Source organism: Renibacterium salmoninarum ATCC 33209 (genome assembly GCF_000018885.1).
Lineage (GTDB): Bacteria > Actinomycetota > Actinomycetes > Actinomycetales > Micrococcaceae > Renibacterium > Renibacterium salmoninarum.
This window is the reverse complement of record NC_010168.1, coordinates 1,132,415-1,148,785: the sequence shown is the minus strand read 5'-3', so window position 1 is coordinate 1,148,785 and position 16,371 is coordinate 1,132,415. Positions and strand designations below refer to the sequence as shown.

Below are 16,371 nucleotides of genomic sequence, written 5' to 3'. Positions count from 1 at the left end.
AGGTGGACCTTTGGGACAGATATTGTTGAGTCATGAGTTCTAGTACATCCCTCAATGATTCAACAGCGCCCGACTTACGCGTCGCGATTCCGATGCTCACCCTAGTACCTGGGTCCATGGGTGGCGGCGAGACGTATGCCCGAGGGTTGATGCAAGGGTTAGAAGATTTTCCGAAGATCAAAGCCACTACCTTTGTCGGGCCACAAGCTCAAGGCTTTTCAGCCAAAATTGACGAGGTCGTGTGTCCGGAAATGGCAGGCGGCGCTTCCAACAAAGACAAGATCTTGACTCTCTTCAAAGGTCTAATTCATCATTCGAAACTCCGTCGGCGGATTGATGGTAACGATGTCTACCACGTTCCTTTTGCCGTAGCCCTCCCCCGACCTCGCAAGTCGATGCCAATGGTTCAAACGCTTTGCGATGTTCAGCATCGCGACCTGCCGCACCTCTTCAGCCGTGTGGAGAAAATTTATCGCAGATTCTTCTACGAAAGGACCGCCCGGAAAGCTGATGCTTTGATCACTATCAGTGACTTTGCAAAGCAAACGATCATAGATCATCTGGGAGTCTCACCGGAAAAAATCTTCACAGCGTACTTAGCCGTCGAGACTGAGGCATTCATACCGAATTTGGGTGACCGCGGCGACTTCATTATGTACCCAGCTAGAGGTTGGGCACATAAGAACCACGCGAAGTTATTTGAAGCCATGAAAATTCTTAAAAAATCGCATCCCGATCTCACCCTAGTTCTTACGGGAGGCGGATTGGACGAATTATCACCGCCGGATAATGTCGAAGTCCGCGGTTTAGTGTCGTTTGAAGAGCTAAAGGATCTTTATCGCACCGCTAAATGCATGGTGTTCCCGAGCCTGTACGAGGGATTTGGCTTACCCCCGTTAGAAGCGATGGCCTCTGGCTGTCCAGTAGCCTCGTCAAAGTCCGGCGCGCTGCCAGAGGTAGTGGGCGACGCAGCAGTTCTTTTCGACGCCGAGTCAGCTGAATCGATTGCACAGGGAATATTGGAGGCGACCGAGCGCGGCGCGGAACTTCAGGCGAAAGGGTTGGACCGAGTCAAAGAATTCACCTGGGAACGGTGTGCAGCCGCCCACGATGCCGCCTACAAATTCGCGTTGAACCAGCGCAACCAGTAAAACAGTGAAACAATAGGCAAGCGTTTAGGCAACTGCAATTGCCTTGCCTACTTCTCGACGAAAAGGATTGATGGACGATGCCTCGCGCGCTAATAACAGGAATTACGGGCCAAGACGGGCTATATCTCGCAGAGTTACTGCTCTCCAAGGGGTACGAGGTCTTCGGCCTAATCCGAGGCCAGAACAATCCAAAGTTCGATCTAGTGCGGGAGACCGTACCTGACGTCAAATTATTAACAGGGGATCTCACTGATGTTTCCTCCTTGGTGCGGGTTTTAGGCATTGCACAACCAGATGAGGTCTATAACCTTGGTGCAATCTCGTTCGTCGCTTACTCCTGGGAAAACGCGTCTCTTACTTCAGATGTAACGGGCAAGGGCGTGCTCAACATGCTTGAGGCAACCAGGCTTTATGCTGCAGATGACATCACAAAGGTTCGCTTTTACCAGGCGTCGTCCTCTGAAATGTTTGGGAAGGTTCAACAAGTTCCTCAGACTGAAGAGACCCTGCTCTGGCCACGATCCCCTTATGGTGTAGCTAAGGTTTTCGGTCACTATATGACTATCAACTATCGGGAATCTTACGGAATGCATGCCTCAAGCGGCGTTCTGTTCAACCACGAATCGCCGCGGCGCGGACCCGAGTTCGTCACGCGCAAGATCTCGCAGGCTGTAGCCCGGATTAAATTGGGCCTGCAGCAACAAATTGTTCTCGGTAATCTTGATGCGAAGCGTGATTGGGGATTCGCGGGAGAATATGTTGAGGCCATGTGGCTTATGTTGCAACAGCCAGAGGCTGACGACTACGTCATCTCCACAGGAGAAACTCATTCGATCGAGGACTTCCTCGATGCCGCTTTTGAAGCGGCGGAGCTCAGCGATTGGCGGAGTTATGTTCGCCAAGATCCGCAGTTCATGCGACCCGCTGAAGTCGATCTACTCATTGGTGACTCTGCCAAGGCTAAAAACGCATTGGGTTGGCAACCTAAGGTGTCGTTCAAAGAACTAGTCACGATGATGGTTACCAATGATCTACAGGAACAGCGACACTTAGCACGATGAGTCAGCCGAGCCCTACTTCGATCGCTACCGATCGTGTTGCTTTTATTACTGGAGTCCGTGGCCAGGATGGATCATATCTAGCAGAAAGTCTCGTTGCCAAGGGCTGGAAGGTGCACGGACTAGTACGCGAGACCGAACTGCCGCGAAACGAAACGTTGGTCGAGCAAGTTGAACTGCATCAAGGCGATCTTTCGGACTCAAATCGGCTTCGCCAACTAATTTTAGACTTGACTCCTGATGCGGTGTTCAATCTCGGTGGGATCAGCTCAGTTGCCACTTCGTGGAAAGAGCCATACCAAACTGCTTTGATCAGTGGGGCTTCAGCAATCGCCTTGATGGACGCCTCGCTGGAGCTCCAAAATGCTTCCGGCTCAGAAGTTCGCTTTTTTCAGGCCTCGAGTGCAGAGATTTTCGGTCATGCCAGCGAAGTCCCACAGGTTGAAGGGACAGCTTTAGCTCCGCTTTCTCCTTATGGAGTCGCTAAGGCTATGGCGCATCGCTCGGCAGCACTCTATAGGTCCAGAGGACTGCTCGCCTCAACCGGCATCTTGTATAACCACGAATCGACCCGTCGCCCGCCTAGCTTCGTCACCCGCAAGATAAGCCTCGGGGTGGCAGCAATAGCGCTTGGGATGAAAAAAGACTTGATTCTAGGAAATCTCAATGCTATTCGAGATTTCGGCTGGGCACCGGACTGTGTTCGGGCCATGGAGTTAATCTTAGAGTCGGCAGAAGCGGATGACTACATCATTGCCAGCGGCGAATCACACAGCATCCGAGAATTTGTACTGTCGGCTTTCGAAGCGGCTGGAATCGCTAACGGAGAATCACTGATCCGAACCGATCCCCTATTCGCTCGCCCTCTGGAGGCACCCGAGATGCGAGGAGAAGCGAAGAAGATTTCAGATCGACTGGGCTGGAGCCCGACAACTCGATTCCACGAAATCGCCAGAAACATGGTTGAACATGATTTGGCATTACTAAGGCAAAAAGGGCCGGAACTACTCAACGAAGCATAGAAAAGTCTTACTTTCCGAACCAAGCTGAAAGATGGTTATCACGTCTTGATAGTTTCATTCTGGGCGAAGTGGCAAACTTCTGCCTGAAGCTCATTTCACGCGTATTCAACCAACAAAGATTCTCTTTTCAAACCTTACCCAGCTCGGCCAAGTACGCAGCTCAGCTATTTCAGCAAGAAATCGGTGAGCTGGCCCAACACTAAATTCCTCTCGAGGTGCTCAAAGTGATACTTCTTGCCCCTAGCACCCATCGTTTGCCGTTCGTCGCTTGACATCGAGTAGAGAACGCGCACGTTGGCGGCCAAAGCAGCAGCATCTCCAGCGGGTCCGACCAGACCACATTTCGCATTTTCGGTCACGAGCTCTTTTACTTCGCCATCCATAGCTAGCAATAGCGGGCGCCCCGCCGCGATGTAGGACATCACCTTTGCTGGAACGGTTGCTTCTAACAGCTCGCTCTTCACTAGGCACCCGGCTAAAGCGTCGGCCAAGGTTGTGTATTTCGGTATATCTGCAATCGGGTGATGACCTTCGAAAACAAATACCGAGGAGAGTCCACGCCTTTCAACCTCGGCCTCGACCTCATGTCGGCTCATGCCATCGCCAACGATGACCCACTTTATGTCGGTATAGCCGTCAAGCTGGAGCTCCGTCGCCGCGTCCAGAATGGTCTCGAAAGACTGTGTAGGACTGATGTTACCGGCGAAGACTATCTTGAACCCGGGGCCAAGCTGGGCGGCAAGTTCAGCGTCGTGAATTTCTTCCTCATAGATCTTTTCACAGGCCTGAGGAATCACTTCAATATTTTCGGCGGCGAGATGCGATATCTCACCCAATTTGGATCTCATCAAGTCCGATAAAACGACAATCCTATCTACTTGTCGATAATGCCAATGCGATACTTTTTCCGCGATCTTCCGCATCCAGGGACGCTTCACATCGAGCACTGAAAAGAGGTTCTCTGGCCAAAGATCCAAGACATACATCGTCGTTGGAATCCGCTTGATCTTGCCCAAAAAGATACCGACGATTCCCATCATCACTGGTGAAAGTTGGTAAATGAAAACATGATCGTATCTGCCGAAGATCAATCGAGGGAGATGAAACAGACTAAAAAATGGAAACGAAACGTAATTCAAAAAAACTCTAGCGTTAGAGTTTGATCCGCGTCTGATCTCGAATGCACGATATATTTTTATGCCCCGATGAGATTCACGATACGGACCTCGCCATGAGTATCCGGGCGAATACTCCCCCGTCGGATAATTTGGCAGTCCACATAAGACCTCTATATCGAGATCGTTTTCAACAAAAAAGTCACAAATATCGTTTATTCGAAAACCTTCAGGCCAAAAATGCTGCCCAACTACCAAGACTTTAGGTTTGCGAGCCATTGGCTAGTTACCGGCGGAGCGCGACTGCAAAACAGCCTTCATATAGTCTGTGCTCAGAATCTTTTCCACAATCTGGTCTACGTCCAACTGTTGAGTGTTGTGCGACGTATAGTCATCAAGTTCGTCTTCCAATGCTTCACCAGAGTCAAAGAACTTACCGTAGTTAAGATCACGGGTGTCCGCAGGAACGCGAAAATAATCACCAAGATCCTCAGACTTAGCACGCTCCTCACGAGTAAGCAGCGTCTCATGAGCCTTCTCGCCATGTCGGGTACCAATAACCTGAATATCCGTGGAAGAAGCGAAAATTTTCTTCATCGCTTGCGCTAGATCTCCTACTGAAGATGCGTCGGCTTTCTGAATAAAAAGATCACCTTGATTTGCATGTTCAAAGGCGAAAATCACGAGTTCGACTGCCTCATCAAGGTTCATCAGGAACCTGGTCATATTCGGGTCTGTAATGGTTAGCGGTTTTCCCGCCAATATCTGTTCAGCAAATAGCGGAATTACTGAACCTCGAGATGCCATAACGTTCCCGTATCGAGTACAGGAAATCATCGTTTTTGCAGGATCAACGTTTCTTGATTTCGCAATGACTACCTTTTCCATCATTGCTTTGGAGGTCCCCATCGCATTGATCGGATAGGCCGCCTTGTCAGTAGAGAGACAGACGACCCGCTTGACGCCTTCGTCGATCGCTGCTGTGAGTAAGTTATCGGTACCCATGACGTTCGTCCGAACTGCTTCCATTGGAAAGAACTCGCAAGAGGGCACCTGCTTTAAAGCGGCAGCGTGGAAGATGAAGTCCACATCTCGAACCGCTTCGCGGACGCTTGCGAGATCACGAACATCCCCAATATAGAACTTGAGTTTGTCGTTGTTGAAAGCCTTGCGCATATCATCTTGCTTCTTCTCATCTCGCGAGAAAATGCGTATTTCACCAATGTCTGAATCGAGGAAGTTCTTGAGAACAGCGTTTCCAAAGGAACCTGTGCCGCCAGTTATTAGTAGAGTCTTGTCCCTGAACACTTAGTCTCCTCGTTCAACGCCTATCAACCGGCATAAGTCCGGCTCCATCCGTTCGATGATATCAGCGCGGTAGAACGCAATGCGCACCGGGCAGGCCGCTCTCCGCGTGGTCGATGCAACGCAGCACGCTTTCTGAATCGCCCCGGTGTGTCCGGAGACTTTCTTGTTTGAGAGGATCAGGACATGGCAGGGAAAACTACGACACGGTATCCGCAGGAGTTGAAGGATCGTACGGTGCGCATGGTGGCGGAGATGGAGGGTGCATCTTCGGAGTGGGCGGCGATGCAAAAAGTTGCCCAGCTTTTGGGTGTGGGTGTGCCGGAAACGGTGCGTAAATGGGTCCGGCAAGCCGAGATCGATGTTGGTACTAGAACTGGAACAACGAGCACGGAATCGGCCGAGCTGAAACGGTTACGGCGTGAGAACGCTGAGCTGAAACGGGCGAACGCGATCCTTCGGAGTGCTTCAGCTTTTTTCGCGGTCGAACTCGACCGCCACAACACTGATCGTGAAATACATCAAGGACCATGCCGGTCACCGCGAGAATAATGGATTGCGGTGGGGTGTCGAGTCGATCTGCCAGGTGCTTACTGGGACGGGGTGAAGACCACCCCGTCCACGTACTACGAATGGGTGGAGCTAGAAAACCACTACTACAATCACTACCAGAGCACGGCAGCCGCCGACAGGCTCATCGTCTGAGAAACCCTCCGGACACACCGGGGCGATTCAGGGCGCCTAGATGCTGGTTTGTTCTTCCTCAGCTTCCAAAAAGATCCAGCTCAGTTCATCTCCTTACAATCGAAGCTTGGCGCAAACGACCGATTGAATGAGTACATTCGGCATGTTGGCTCGGTACTATTTGCTGTGCCGCGTGGGCTGCCCGAAGCTGGCAGATACTACGGGCAAGAATTTTTCAGCTGACCCGAATTTTCCCGGAACACGCCACAACAGATAGTGGTGCGGTTGTGACTGCTGAGGCCGCTGTGTCTAATTTGCGTCCCTGATTTGGGGAATCTGTTGTAGCGTGTTCGAGCTGTTGCCGAAAGCCCTGGACTGCATCATCAAGCCGTGTCAGGATCAGCAGATGAGCTCTGAAGGAACAAACCCAATAATCCCCAATATTTGGGATATCGCCTTGGTGTCATTGGGCTTATTGGCCGTGGCGCTGTTTATTCTGACAATAGTAAGCATTGTGCGCAGCAAAATTAGCCCGACGATGAAATTGGTCTGCGCTTTGCTGGTCCTGGCAATGCCGTTCTTAGGTTGCATTGTCTGGTTCGCAAGCAAGAGGTCCTTGGAGCGTTCCGTGTCAGCCAATCAGCTTGGCTAGAGTTTAGGCTTCCGGCGCTACTAGTACGTCAATGCCGTTTTCGCTAAACGCCTCGATTTGCTCGGTGGTGATCCCGGAGTCTGTGATGAGACGTTGAAAATGATAACCCTCCATGGTGGCAAAGGCTCGCTTACCAATTTTTGACGAGTCAGCAAGCATGTAGGCATCAGCTGCCCGCCTAGCCATAAGCGAGTTGACCGTGGCTTCGCCCTCGTCGGTCACGGTTGGCCCCACGAGTGGATCAATTCCGTTCACGCCGATGAAGGCAAAATCAAGCGCAACCTTTTGCAAGATGATGTCGGTATAAGGGCCAACCAACTCATAGGAGCGCGGGTTCACGATGCCACCGCAGACCATGATTTTGAAATTCGGTCGAACGGCGAGTTGCGCTGCAATGTTGATGGCATTGGTCACTACGGTCAACGTTGGCTTATTCGAGGGTTCCGCTAGGTCCTCTCGGGTAGAGAGCACCTGGGCGAGCGCCGTCGACGTCGTGCCGCCGCACAAGCCGATCACCGCACCGCGCGGAATGAGCTCGCTCGCAGCGAGCGCAATTTGATGTTTCAGCGAGCCGTGATCATCCCGGTTGTATCGGCCAGGCAAATCGTAAGCAACGGCACTGGCGACGGCGCCGCCGCGGGTGCGACTGAGCAAACGTTCGTTGGCCAGTGAGTCCAGATCCCGCCGAGCCGTAGCTGGCGAAATAGCTAGCTTGTCTACCAGGTCGTCAACTTCAACTTGGCCAGATCGCGCCAGCAAGTCCAGAATCGCTGTCAGTCGCTCCGTTCGATTCATTGCGGGGCCTTTCCTTTGCCGTTCAGGGACGTTCGGGGTTACTGCGGAACAAATTCAATAATCTCGCAACCTCTGGCACCAGCGCGGAACGCCCCGCCGCCAAATACTTGCGCGAATCCACCACATCTGGATTCTGGCTCAAATACTCGCGAACCGCGCGAGTGAAAAATCCATTCAAATGGGTAGAAACATTGATCTTACGCATTCCAGCTTGGATTCCGCGCAAAAGAGCCTCCTCCGGCACGCCGGAGGAGGCGTGCAGCACCAAGGGAACTGACAAACTTTCTTTTAGCGCAGCAATTCTTACCAAATTCAGCGCAGCGCTCCGTTCGGTCATAGCATCCGAGGAACCAACGGCTACGGCCAAGGCATCGACGTCGGTGGCGGCGACGAATCTCTGCGGCCTCAACCGGATCGGTGAGCACACCCGGTGCATGTGCGCCGTCCTTACCGCCTACTTCGCCCAGCTCGGCTTCGACATAAACTCCGTGTGCATGCGCATAATCGGCAACCCGCCGAGTCGCCGCCACATTGAGCTCGTATGGCAACTTTGCGCCGTCGAACATAATCGAGCCGAAGCCTAGGTCCACGGCACGTAGCGCTAGATTCTCATCTTCGGCATGGTCTAGATGCACCGCAATTGGCACCGATGCAGCTTCGGCGGCGGCGAGAGTTGCTTTGGCGATGGGCAATAGCCCGCCATGGAAGGCAATGCAGTTTTCTGAGATTTGCAAGATCAACGGAGCTTGCGCCAGCTCGGCACCAGCAATCAAGCCTTCAATCGTTTCCAAATGCAAAACGTTGAAGGCACCTTGGCCGAATCCGCCAGCAACTGCGGCGTCCATGAGTTCTCGCGTTGGGGTCAAAGCCATTAAGAATGGCTCCTCCACTATCATTTCCGATTCAAATTCTTTCCAGCGTGCCGAAATTTCGCCGGCACCAGGCATCAAGACTGCTGCCGATCCCCAAGCGGCTGCCCGCCGGAGTAAATTTTTCAGCTCGCCGTCAGCTGGTTGGCCCCCAGCAGGCTGGGCGTCGCCTGGTTGAACTGCGACGGCGGAAGCCAACACAGTGGCTGCGCCAGCAACTGCGGCATCACCGGCACCGGTCGGGTTTCCGGCTAAAGGCTCAGCTAGTCTGGCGCTCAAATAGCCAGCTCTGCCGTTCTCAAAGGCCAACATGCCATTCTCGCCGTCGCTCACCAGGATTCGGCGTGCGCCTAGACGCATCAAGACTCGCGCGCCAGCCAAAAGTTCCTTTTCGCCGGTCGCCTCGGCAAGTTCTGCGCGATTCGGTTTGAGTAAGTCCGCGCCTGCGCTGGCTGCAGACAACAGCCAAGCCCCGGAGACATCAATAATAGAAGGCACGTTGAGGTGCTTTGCGAGCGCGATTAGACCTGGATAAAAATCAGCTGGCGCCCCCGTTGGCAACGAACCCGATGCCAACAAAATCGAAGCACCCTGCAGCTCTTCGGTCACCGTAACGGCTAGAGCTTGCCATTCGGTGGCGCTTAGCGGCGCACCGAATTCATTGAAAATGCTGGTCTGGCCCGATTTCTCATCAAAGAAGGCAATGGTCCTTCGAGTCGCAGCTGCCACCGGAACTAGTCGGTGTCTTATCTCCTTAAGACCGGATTCAAGCTCCAGCCCGGTTTGCCCACCCGCAGTTGCTACCGCTTCTACTGGGAATCCTTGGCCGGCCAATACTCGCGCTACATTGATGCCTTTGCCACCGGCTCGTGCCAATGGCGTGGGCATCCGATGCGTGCTACCCGGGACGAATGACTCGATGTGGTAGGTCAAGTCGATTGCGGGGTTCGGGGTGAGCGTGAGAATCATCTGTGCTGCACGGTCTTTCTGCGAAGATCGGCTTCATCGTTCAATTGCTCATCTCGGCGCTCGATTGCCTTGAGCGCCGAACCAATCAGGCCCGCATTCTGACCCAGCGCAGCTTTCACCAGCTCGGGGCGCGGTTGAAAAGTCAACAGCGCATCGATGCGGGCAGCCAGCGGAACGAGCAAGTCATCACCGGCTTCAGCAAGGCCGCCACCCAGCACGACTTTATTGGTGCCGATCATAGCGACCGCCTGGGCGATCGAAAACGCTATCGTGTCTATGGCTTCGTTCCAGGTTTGCTGGGCGAGCGCGTCGCCAGCTTTAGCAAGCGCAAGCACCTCTCGCGCACCGCCTTCGAAGCCATGCTTTCGAGCACCGTACCGTCGAGCAATGCTGCCGGCGGAACCGTTGGCTTCGACAATGCCGAGTCCGCCCCCTGGCGCTGGTGCCAGTGCATGGCCAACCTCGCCAGCGTACCCACCCGCGTTGAGCCGGCCTCCATCGACGTAAAGCGCCGCAGCGATCCAGGTACCAACAATCAAAATCATCGCGTTGAGTGCGTGTTGAGCGGCACCCAAAGCGACTTCGGCGTCGCCAGCTGTTCCGACGTCGTGCCCAAAAGCTACCGGCACCTGCATCCGTAGCTCGAGCGCTGCTCTGAAACCAAAGTTCTTCCAACCCAGGTTTGCCGCATAAACCCCAATGCCTTCGACTTCATCAACCAGCCCCGGCACAGTGACGCCAACCGCCTGAATTTGATGCTCTGGGTGGTCGGCTTGATAGCTCTCCATTAGACCCGCCAGAAATTCCACCAAAGTCTCCCCTGGCTGCTCTGCGTTTAGCGCAGTAGGAAATCTCCTGATATCGATGATTTGCGGTATCTGCCCGGCTTCGGCAGCCAAGACTAGGCCAGCTTTAGTATCAGTTCCGCCGACGTCGAAGGCCAGCACGGCCGCTGGTTTTCCCATTCGAAAAGTCTAGGCGCGAATGTCCAAGAGCAAATCAACCATGTCTAGTTTTGTTCGGTAAGAATTACTGAACGGCTAAGGTTTCTTGGTGCATCCGGGTCCAAGCCACGAACCCGAGCGCGTTCTAAGGCAAGTTGATGTACCCGGACCAAATCGGCCAATGGGTGGACAGCTGCTGCGTGGAAGATCGCGCCCGTGCGCGCCACTTCGGCGTCGAGGCCTTCTGGTGCCTCGCCAAACATCCAGGTCACCCGTCCCGGCGCGGCAATCGAGATTGGCCCATGCCGGTATTCCATCGCAGGGTAGGACTCAGTCCAGCCTTGAACTGCTCCACGCATCTTCAGGCCGGCTTCGTGTGCCAACCCCACAGTCCAGCCATGGCCCAAGAAAGTGAATTGTTCCGCATCGATTAGCTCAGCGGGCAATTCCTCGGCGAGAACCGTTCGCGCATCGGCAACGGCCTGGCTCAAATCGATGCCCAGGCTGGTCAACATATAGCTCAATGCTGCGGTGGCAAATCGCGTTTGCACCACTGATTTTTCGTCGGCGTACGGCAAGGCGACCACCTTGTCCGCAAGTTCAACCGCAGTGGAGGAAGTATCGCCAACGATCAAGACCGTGGGGACTTTGCCTTGGAAACGGCGCAATACCTCAAGAACTTCGGTCGTAGTGCCAGAGCGCGAGAGGGTAACGATCGCATCGTAGTCCCGGTCTAGCTGCGCTTCAGATGCTGCATAAGCATCGGTGATGCCGTGCCCGGCTGCCTCAAGGGCATTGGCATAGCTTTGCGCCATGAACCAGGAGGTGCCACAGCCGACGACGGCGATCCGCGCGCCGTGTTGCGGCAACAAGTTCTCAGCGCGAGACTCGGCAATCGCTTGCGCCCAGATCTCAGGTTGACTCCGTAGCTCGGCCTCCATCGAAGCACCAGCACGGACGAGGTAATCAGTCATACGAGTCTTCTCCCGGTTCGACTCAAAAGTCTACTGCGAAGATATCACGCAGTGATGATTAATGATGTATTTGGCTAGTTATCAATCAGTAACTTGTGTTAATTCAATCATCTTTTTGATTGAAACCTCTTGTCGCAAAGGAATTACTCCGGCAGGATGGACGATATTCCTTGCGATTCATAGCCGCATCATAGCTTCGTCGCAGCCGTTTCCTCAGGAGAGACCGATGACGACTATAGGTTCAACACCCGCCGAGCGCGCTATGCCATTTCGTGGGCGGCGACGCCAGAGCGCGCTCCGCGGCCTCAGCCTGGCTGCAACATTCTGCTTGGCCGCGGGCAGCAGCGGTATCAGCGGAGCGCTTTTCGCCACCCCCGCCCAAGCGGATCCACTACCTACTGCCGCTGGCCTGAGTATCAACTCCGCCAACCTCACCGTGGAAGTTTCCGCCGATTTTCCGCAAGCTCTCAGCTACACCGAGACCTCCAGCGCAAAACATCTCTCCGGTGCCCGCACGTTAGCAAGCTCGATCACCATCAACGGTACGGATCAACCGGTCAAAGTCAGTTCACAAAAAGCCGATGCCCAAACCGTGAACTATCTCATCACACCCAATAACTTGGCCGGCGTAAGCCTTGACGCACAATTACGGGTGGAGGGCATGACCCTCACCTTCAAGATCAGCAAAATCAAGGACACCGCTGAAAATCGGGTAAATAATCTCCAGATCAAGAACCAGGATTTGGTCACAGTCTCTTCTCAAGAGCCTGGCGCGACAGTTGCCTCCGCCGTCGTCTCGGTCGATCGCGCGGTATCCGGCGACACGATCACCAACCTCAGCTCCACCACCGCGCTAGACCCCACGGCAAAACGATCAATGCTGGCCATCGCCGCCACCGATCAGCTAGCGGCGGGCTTTGAAACCAATTCGCTTTACGACTCCGGTAACCCCAGCGCACCATCGGACCATCGGACCAAGGTAAGTTTTGGCGCCAAGCGCTAGCGGATGGCACCGGTGCCGACGGCAAACCGGCAGTAAAAATGGCCGTCTCCTCCGGAGCCTGGCTCTACCGATCCGCTGGCTCGGACCAGACCGAAGAGTTGCCTTGGAGCAAAGTGGTCATCAGCGGCGATGCCAATGCTGACGGCAAAGTTGACTGGCAAGATGGCGCAATTGCTTACCGCAGCATTGAGTCCAAGCCCGCTGGCGGCGATGATGTGAAAAATCGGGTAGTCACGCATATCCCGTTTAACTTCGCGAGCCAAGCGACGCACCCGTTTTTGCGAACTTTGGACGATGTGAAGCACATTGCGCTCGCCACTGATGGCCTTGGCCAGATGGCCCTGGAAAAGGGTTACACCTCGGAAGGCCACGATTCGGCCAACTCAGACTTCGGCGGCAACTTCAACGAGCGTGCCGGCGGTTTGACCGACTTTAACGCGATGCTTTCCGGTGGCTCAGCTTACGGCGCCACCTTTGGCGTACATATCAACAACACCGAGGCCTACCCTGAAGCCAATTCGTTCAGCAACGACTTTGTCGACCCGACGAAGAAGGGTTGGAACTGGCTAGATCAGTCGTTCTACATCGATCAACAACGCGATATTCTCTCCGGCAGCCAACAGCAACGAATCGATCAGCTCCGCAGCGAAGCCGGCCCAAATCTCACGATGGCCTACGTAGACGTCTATTACGAAAGTGGCTGGAAATCCTACCGGTTACAAAAAGGCCTTAAAGATGCTGGATTCAGTGTTGCCAGCGAATTTGCTACTGCTATGCCAGCAAACAACACCTGGTCGCACTGGGCTAATGATGAGAAGCACGGTGGCAGCAATAACATTAAGGCTGGAACTCAAAGATTTTGCGCTTTGTAGACAACTCACAACGCGATATTTGGAATCCTGACCCGTTATTGGGCACCTCGCACATTGTGGAGTGGGAAGGTTGGACCAATCAAAATGACTACAACGCGTTTTTGAAGAACATCTGGGGAAACAACCTGCCAGTAAAGTTCCTTCAACAGCAGCAGATCACCTCCTGGAAGTCAAGATCTGTCGATCTCACCGGCGGGCTCAAAGTCACTGGTACTTCGCTTGCAGATCGCGTTATTAGTCAGCAGGGCGTGCCGGTGCTCAAAGGCTCTAATTACTTGCTGCCTTGGTCTGCGGCTCCGGTATCCTTTGGCTCCGGCGCGGTCAACGACACCACGCAAAACAAGCTGTATCACTACAGCGCGGACGGCGGCACCAGTACGTGGCAGCTGACGCCACAATTTGCCACTGCGAGCAGCCTGCAAATCTACAAGCTCACCGATTATGGGCGTGAACTTATTGGCTCGGTGCCGGTCGTGAACGGCTCGGTAACCTTGACTGCAGAGGCAAATCAAGCCTACGTACTGGTCGCTGACGCCTCGGTGACGACGGTTCCGGCCGATCCAAGCTATGGGGCCGGTAGCAAGGTCAAGGACCCGGGCTTTAACTCGGCCGGACTCAAGGACTGGAACGCCACCGGCGGTGCCGCCGTCGAACGCACTGCGCAGGGTCTGCTGGTTGCCAAGCTAGGCCAAGGCAGCTCCGCAATCTCCCAAACACTGGGAAGTCTGGATCCGGGCAGCTACTCGATCGGCGCCTGGGTAGAAATAGAACCCGACGACGCTCACCGTCACCCCGGCCGGTGGCGCGCCCATCAGCGTTACCGTTGATCAGTCCGGTGCCGAGAATTTCGTTGCTTCGGATGAGAAACGCGGTACATATTTCCAGCGCCTACGAGTCTTGGTGGACATCGCGAACGCTGGCGCACCGCAACTGTCAATATCGGCACCAGCCGGTGAGGCTGCCGTACGAATCGACGACGTCCGAGTCGTCAAAGCTAACAAGGTGCCGACGACCGGAATCCTGTCTGAGAACTTTGAGAACACTGACCAAGGTTGGTTGCCATTTATCAAGGGCGACGCTGGCGGTCAAACGGATCCCCGTACGCACATCGCGAAACTCAATGCGCCATATACCCAGAAGGGCTGGAACGGGAAGACCACCTCTGATGTGCTGGATGATACGTATTCCTTGCACTCGCATGAAGAGAATCAAGGTTTGGTTTACCGCACCAGCAATTACACCCTTCCGTTACAGGCCGGCCGGCAATACCGAGTCTCATTCGACTACCAAGCTTCGTTGGCCAATCAATATACCTGGGTTTCCGGCTACGACAGCGGTAAGAACCCCGTGCAGACTGCAAGTACCGCAATTCCGGTAGCTACTGACACCACGCGCTGGAGCCAGACGCTGAGTGCGGGCAGCTGTGGACCGGCTTGGGTTGGCTTGCAGCGTACCGGTAGCAGCGGCGGCGCCGAGTTCAGTATGGACAACCTCTTGGTAGAGGATCTTGGTCCTTCCGCCGAGACGCCGGCTTGCGCTTCGCTCTCGCTAACCTCTGGTCAAGACGTGATTGAGCAGGGCCAAACTAATACCTTTAGCGCATCGTTTAGCAGCAGCGAAGCACAATCGATTGCCGGGCTTTCGGTGGCGCTGGACTTGCCTGCAGGCTGGACGGCTAGCGCCGCGACACCGGCGACGGCAGCAACTTTACCTGCCGGTGGTAGCTTAGAAACTCAGTGGAAGGTCCAGGTTCCAGCCGATGCGGATGGCGATTACACCATCAAGGCAAAGGCCAGTTATCAAACCACAGTGGATCCGATCGGCTCCCGTAGCGCCACAACAGAAACGGCGGTTTACACACTGCCAAAGCCGCCGACCAAGGACACTTACGCCTCGGACATGCAGTGGATTGGTACGCCGAGCAATGGCTGGGGCCCGGTGGAGAAAGATCAGGCGAACGGCGAACAAGCGCAAGGCGATGGTCCACCGCTCAAACTAGGCGGCGTCACCTACCCGAAGGGGCTTGGCGCACACGCTGCTTCTAGCATTCGTTATTATGTTGGATCACAGTGCAGCGCCTTTACTGCGGTGATTGGCATTGATGACTTTCAAAAGCTCAAGGGCCAAGCTGTTTTCTCCGTGCTCGGCGACGGGAATTCGCTCTATACCTCGCCGGTCATGAAGGGCGGAGCCGCGGCTCAAACTATTACAGTGCCGCTTAACGGCGCAAAGTATGTTGACCTGAAGGTCGCGATTTCTGGCGCTAATAATGGCAACGCTTGGTCCGACTGGGCGAATGCCAAGTTCTTATGCTCGGCTCCCGTTGCACCGATTACTTTGCAACCGACGCTCTCAGTTCCAACGGACTCCTTGCAGCCAGGGAGTGCCTTTACCGTGCGGGTGGATCAGCTTAAGTCGGGGTCGACTGCCAAAGCGGAGTTGCACTCTGATCCAATCGATTTGGGTAGCGTTCAAGCCAATAACGACGGCGTAGCCAGCTTCCAGGTGACTTTGGCTCAGGACGCGCCCCTCGGCAATCATCAAATCGTTGTCACCGGCACGGACAAAAACGGGCTGGCAGCGACCGGTACCGTTGACGCGCAAATCAAAGCGGCAAATCCCAATCCGGGTACTGGCAGCAATCCGGGTACGGGTAGCAACCCGGGGACCGATCCCGGCACGGGCAGCGCTGGCGGCAACAGTTCGGGCGGTGGCGCCAATGGTTCCGGTGCGAATGGAACCTACGTAAATGGGTCAGGCGGCAGCTTCGGCAATGGTGCGGGTATGGACGCCAAAACTGGCAGCAACTCGGCCAGCTCTTTGGCCGAAACGGGCTTTTCCGGGTTGGTACTTCCGCTCGGGATTGGGTTAATGCTGCTGCTCATCGGTGCTGCCGCGATTATCGTACGAAGGCACCGTCACTCCTGATCCGGTTCGGGCTGTCAATGAGCTGGCGGG

The 16,371-nt window shown here is 54.6% G+C and carries 13 protein-coding genes and 4 pseudogenes; 10 read left to right on the top strand and 7 right to left on the bottom strand.

Annotated elements, in window-relative coordinates; genetic code table 11:
• Positions 1-32: 32 nt before the first annotated feature.
• From RSAL33209_RS05800 to RSAL33209_RS05790, 3 genes are all read left to right on the top strand, one after another.
• Complete coding sequence (locus RSAL33209_RS05800; RefSeq protein ID WP_012244761.1) at positions 33-1,151, top strand: glycosyltransferase family 4 protein; 1,119 nt, start codon at positions 33-35, stop codon at positions 1,149-1,151.
• A gap of 77 nt (positions 1,152-1,228) precedes the next feature.
• Positions 1,229-2,212, top strand: a complete 984-nt coding sequence (locus RSAL33209_RS05795; protein ID WP_012244760.1) for a GDP-mannose 4,6-dehydratase — start codon at positions 1,229-1,231, stop codon at positions 2,210-2,212.
• Complete coding sequence (locus RSAL33209_RS05790) at positions 2,209-3,231, top strand: GDP-mannose 4,6-dehydratase (RefSeq protein ID WP_012244759.1); 1,023 nt, start codon at positions 2,209-2,211, stop codon at positions 3,229-3,231. Before RSAL33209_RS05795 ends, RSAL33209_RS05790 begins: the two co-directional genes overlap by 4 nt.
• Before the next feature lie 164 nt (positions 3,232-3,395).
• Here the strand turns inward: RSAL33209_RS05790 and RSAL33209_RS05785 are convergent, their stop codons facing one another.
• Positions 3,396-4,625, bottom strand: a complete 1,230-nt coding sequence (locus tag RSAL33209_RS05785; RefSeq protein ID WP_012244758.1) for a glycosyltransferase family 4 protein — start codon at positions 4,623-4,625, stop codon at positions 3,396-3,398.
• Between the two features lie 3 nt (positions 4,626-4,628).
• Positions 4,629-5,654, bottom strand: coding sequence for a polysaccharide biosynthesis protein (locus RSAL33209_RS05780; RefSeq protein ID WP_012244757.1), 1,026 nt, complete (start codon positions 5,652-5,654; stop codon positions 4,629-4,631).
• Between the two features lie 183 nt (positions 5,655-5,837).
• On the opposite strand from RSAL33209_RS05780, the pseudogene RSAL33209_RS20165 reads away from it, so the two are divergent.
• The 3 genes and pseudogenes from RSAL33209_RS20165 to RSAL33209_RS05770 form a co-directional block, all read left to right on the top strand.
• Positions 5,838-6,131: pseudogene (locus tag RSAL33209_RS20165) on the top strand (transposase); the annotation flags it as partial.
• 258 nt (positions 6,132-6,389) lie between these two features.
• A pseudogene (locus tag RSAL33209_RS16955) lies at positions 6,390-6,578 on the top strand (deferrochelatase/peroxidase EfeB); the annotation flags it as partial.
• A 163-nt stretch (positions 6,579-6,741) separates the two neighbouring features.
• Complete coding sequence (locus tag RSAL33209_RS05770; RefSeq protein WP_145962046.1) at positions 6,742-6,987, top strand: PLD nuclease N-terminal domain-containing protein; 246 nt, start codon at positions 6,742-6,744, stop codon at positions 6,985-6,987.
• A 3-nt stretch (positions 6,988-6,990) separates the two neighbouring features.
• On the opposite strand, the gene RSAL33209_RS05765 is transcribed toward RSAL33209_RS05770, so the two are convergent.
• From RSAL33209_RS05765 to RSAL33209_RS05745, 5 genes and pseudogenes are all read right to left on the bottom strand, one after another.
• Positions 6,991-7,782, bottom strand: coding sequence for a DeoR/GlpR family DNA-binding transcription regulator (locus RSAL33209_RS05765; RefSeq protein ID WP_012244753.1), 792 nt, complete (start codon positions 7,780-7,782; stop codon positions 6,991-6,993).
• A gap of 22 nt (positions 7,783-7,804) precedes the next feature.
• Positions 7,805-8,654: pseudogene (locus tag RSAL33209_RS05760) on the bottom strand (class II fructose-bisphosphate aldolase).
• A gap of 69 nt (positions 8,655-8,723) precedes the next feature.
• Positions 8,724-9,620 (bottom strand): annotated as a pseudogene (locus tag RSAL33209_RS05755) (1-phosphofructokinase family hexose kinase); the annotation flags it as partial.
• Positions 9,617-10,585: an ROK family protein gene (locus RSAL33209_RS05750; protein WP_012244751.1), complete on the bottom strand. Its 969-nt coding sequence runs from the start codon at positions 10,583-10,585 to the stop codon at positions 9,617-9,619. The gene RSAL33209_RS05750 and the pseudogene RSAL33209_RS05755, both read right to left, overlap by 4 nt.
• Positions 10,586-10,629: 44 nt before the next feature.
• Positions 10,630-11,538 (bottom strand): SIS domain-containing protein, encoded by a 909-nt coding sequence (locus RSAL33209_RS05745; RefSeq protein ID WP_012244750.1) that lies wholly within the window; start codon positions 11,536-11,538, stop codon positions 10,630-10,632.
• Positions 11,539-11,764: 226 nt separating this feature from the next.
• Here RSAL33209_RS05745 and RSAL33209_RS16095 point away from each other — a divergent pair, with 226 nt between their 5' ends.
• From RSAL33209_RS16095 to RSAL33209_RS16080, 4 genes are all read left to right on the top strand, one after another.
• On the top strand, positions 11,765-12,541 hold the full coding sequence (locus RSAL33209_RS16095) for a hypothetical protein (RefSeq protein WP_145962045.1): 777 nt from the start codon (positions 11,765-11,767) through the stop codon (positions 12,539-12,541).
• Between the two features lie 38 nt (positions 12,542-12,579).
• Positions 12,580-13,413 (top strand): endo-alpha-N-acetylgalactosaminidase family protein, encoded by an 834-nt coding sequence (locus RSAL33209_RS16090; protein WP_012244748.1) that lies wholly within the window; start codon positions 12,580-12,582, stop codon positions 13,411-13,413.
• Entirely contained in the window at positions 13,401-14,240 is an 840-nt protein-coding gene (locus RSAL33209_RS16085; protein ID WP_012244747.1) for a glycoside hydrolase family 101 beta sandwich domain-containing protein, read from the top strand. The genes RSAL33209_RS16090 and RSAL33209_RS16085 overlap by 13 nt, the downstream gene beginning before the upstream one ends.
• A gap of 73 nt (positions 14,241-14,313) precedes the next feature.
• Complete coding sequence (locus RSAL33209_RS16080) at positions 14,314-16,341, top strand: NPCBM/NEW2 domain-containing protein (protein WP_049758851.1); 2,028 nt, start codon at positions 14,314-14,316, stop codon at positions 16,339-16,341.
• Positions 16,342-16,371 lie beyond the last annotated feature (30 nt).

Bases quoted from the DNA above. Each gene is read 5' to 3' on its own strand.
- RSAL33209_RS05800 (WP_012244761.1), top strand. From the start codon at position 33: ATGAGTTCTAGTACATCCCTCAATGATTCAACAGCGCCCGACTTACGC.
- RSAL33209_RS05795 (WP_012244760.1), top strand. From the start codon at position 1,229: ATGCCTCGCGCGCTAATAACAGGAATTACGGGCCAAGACGGGCTATAT.
- RSAL33209_RS05790 (WP_012244759.1), top strand. From the start codon at position 2,209: ATGAGTCAGCCGAGCCCTACTTCGATCGCTACCGATCGTGTTGCTTTT.
- RSAL33209_RS05785 (WP_012244758.1), bottom strand. From the start codon at position 4,625: ATGGCTCGCAAACCTAAAGTCTTGGTAGTTGGGCAGCATTTTTGGCCT.
- RSAL33209_RS05770 (WP_145962046.1), top strand. From the start codon at position 6,742: ATGAGCTCTGAAGGAACAAACCCAATAATCCCCAATATTTGGGATATC.
- RSAL33209_RS05765 (WP_012244753.1), bottom strand. From the start codon at position 7,782: ATGAATCGAACGGAGCGACTGACAGCGATTCTGGACTTGCTGGCGCGA.
- RSAL33209_RS05750 (WP_012244751.1), bottom strand. From the start codon at position 10,585: ATGGGAAAACCAGCGGCCGTGCTGGCCTTCGACGTCGGCGGAACTGAT.
- RSAL33209_RS05745 (WP_012244750.1), bottom strand. From the start codon at position 11,538: ATGACTGATTACCTCGTCCGTGCTGGTGCTTCGATGGAGGCCGAGCTA.
- RSAL33209_RS16095 (WP_145962045.1), top strand. From the start codon at position 11,765: ATGACGACTATAGGTTCAACACCCGCCGAGCGCGCTATGCCATTTCGT.
- RSAL33209_RS16090 (WP_012244748.1), top strand. From the start codon at position 12,580: ATGGCCGTCTCCTCCGGAGCCTGGCTCTACCGATCCGCTGGCTCGGAC.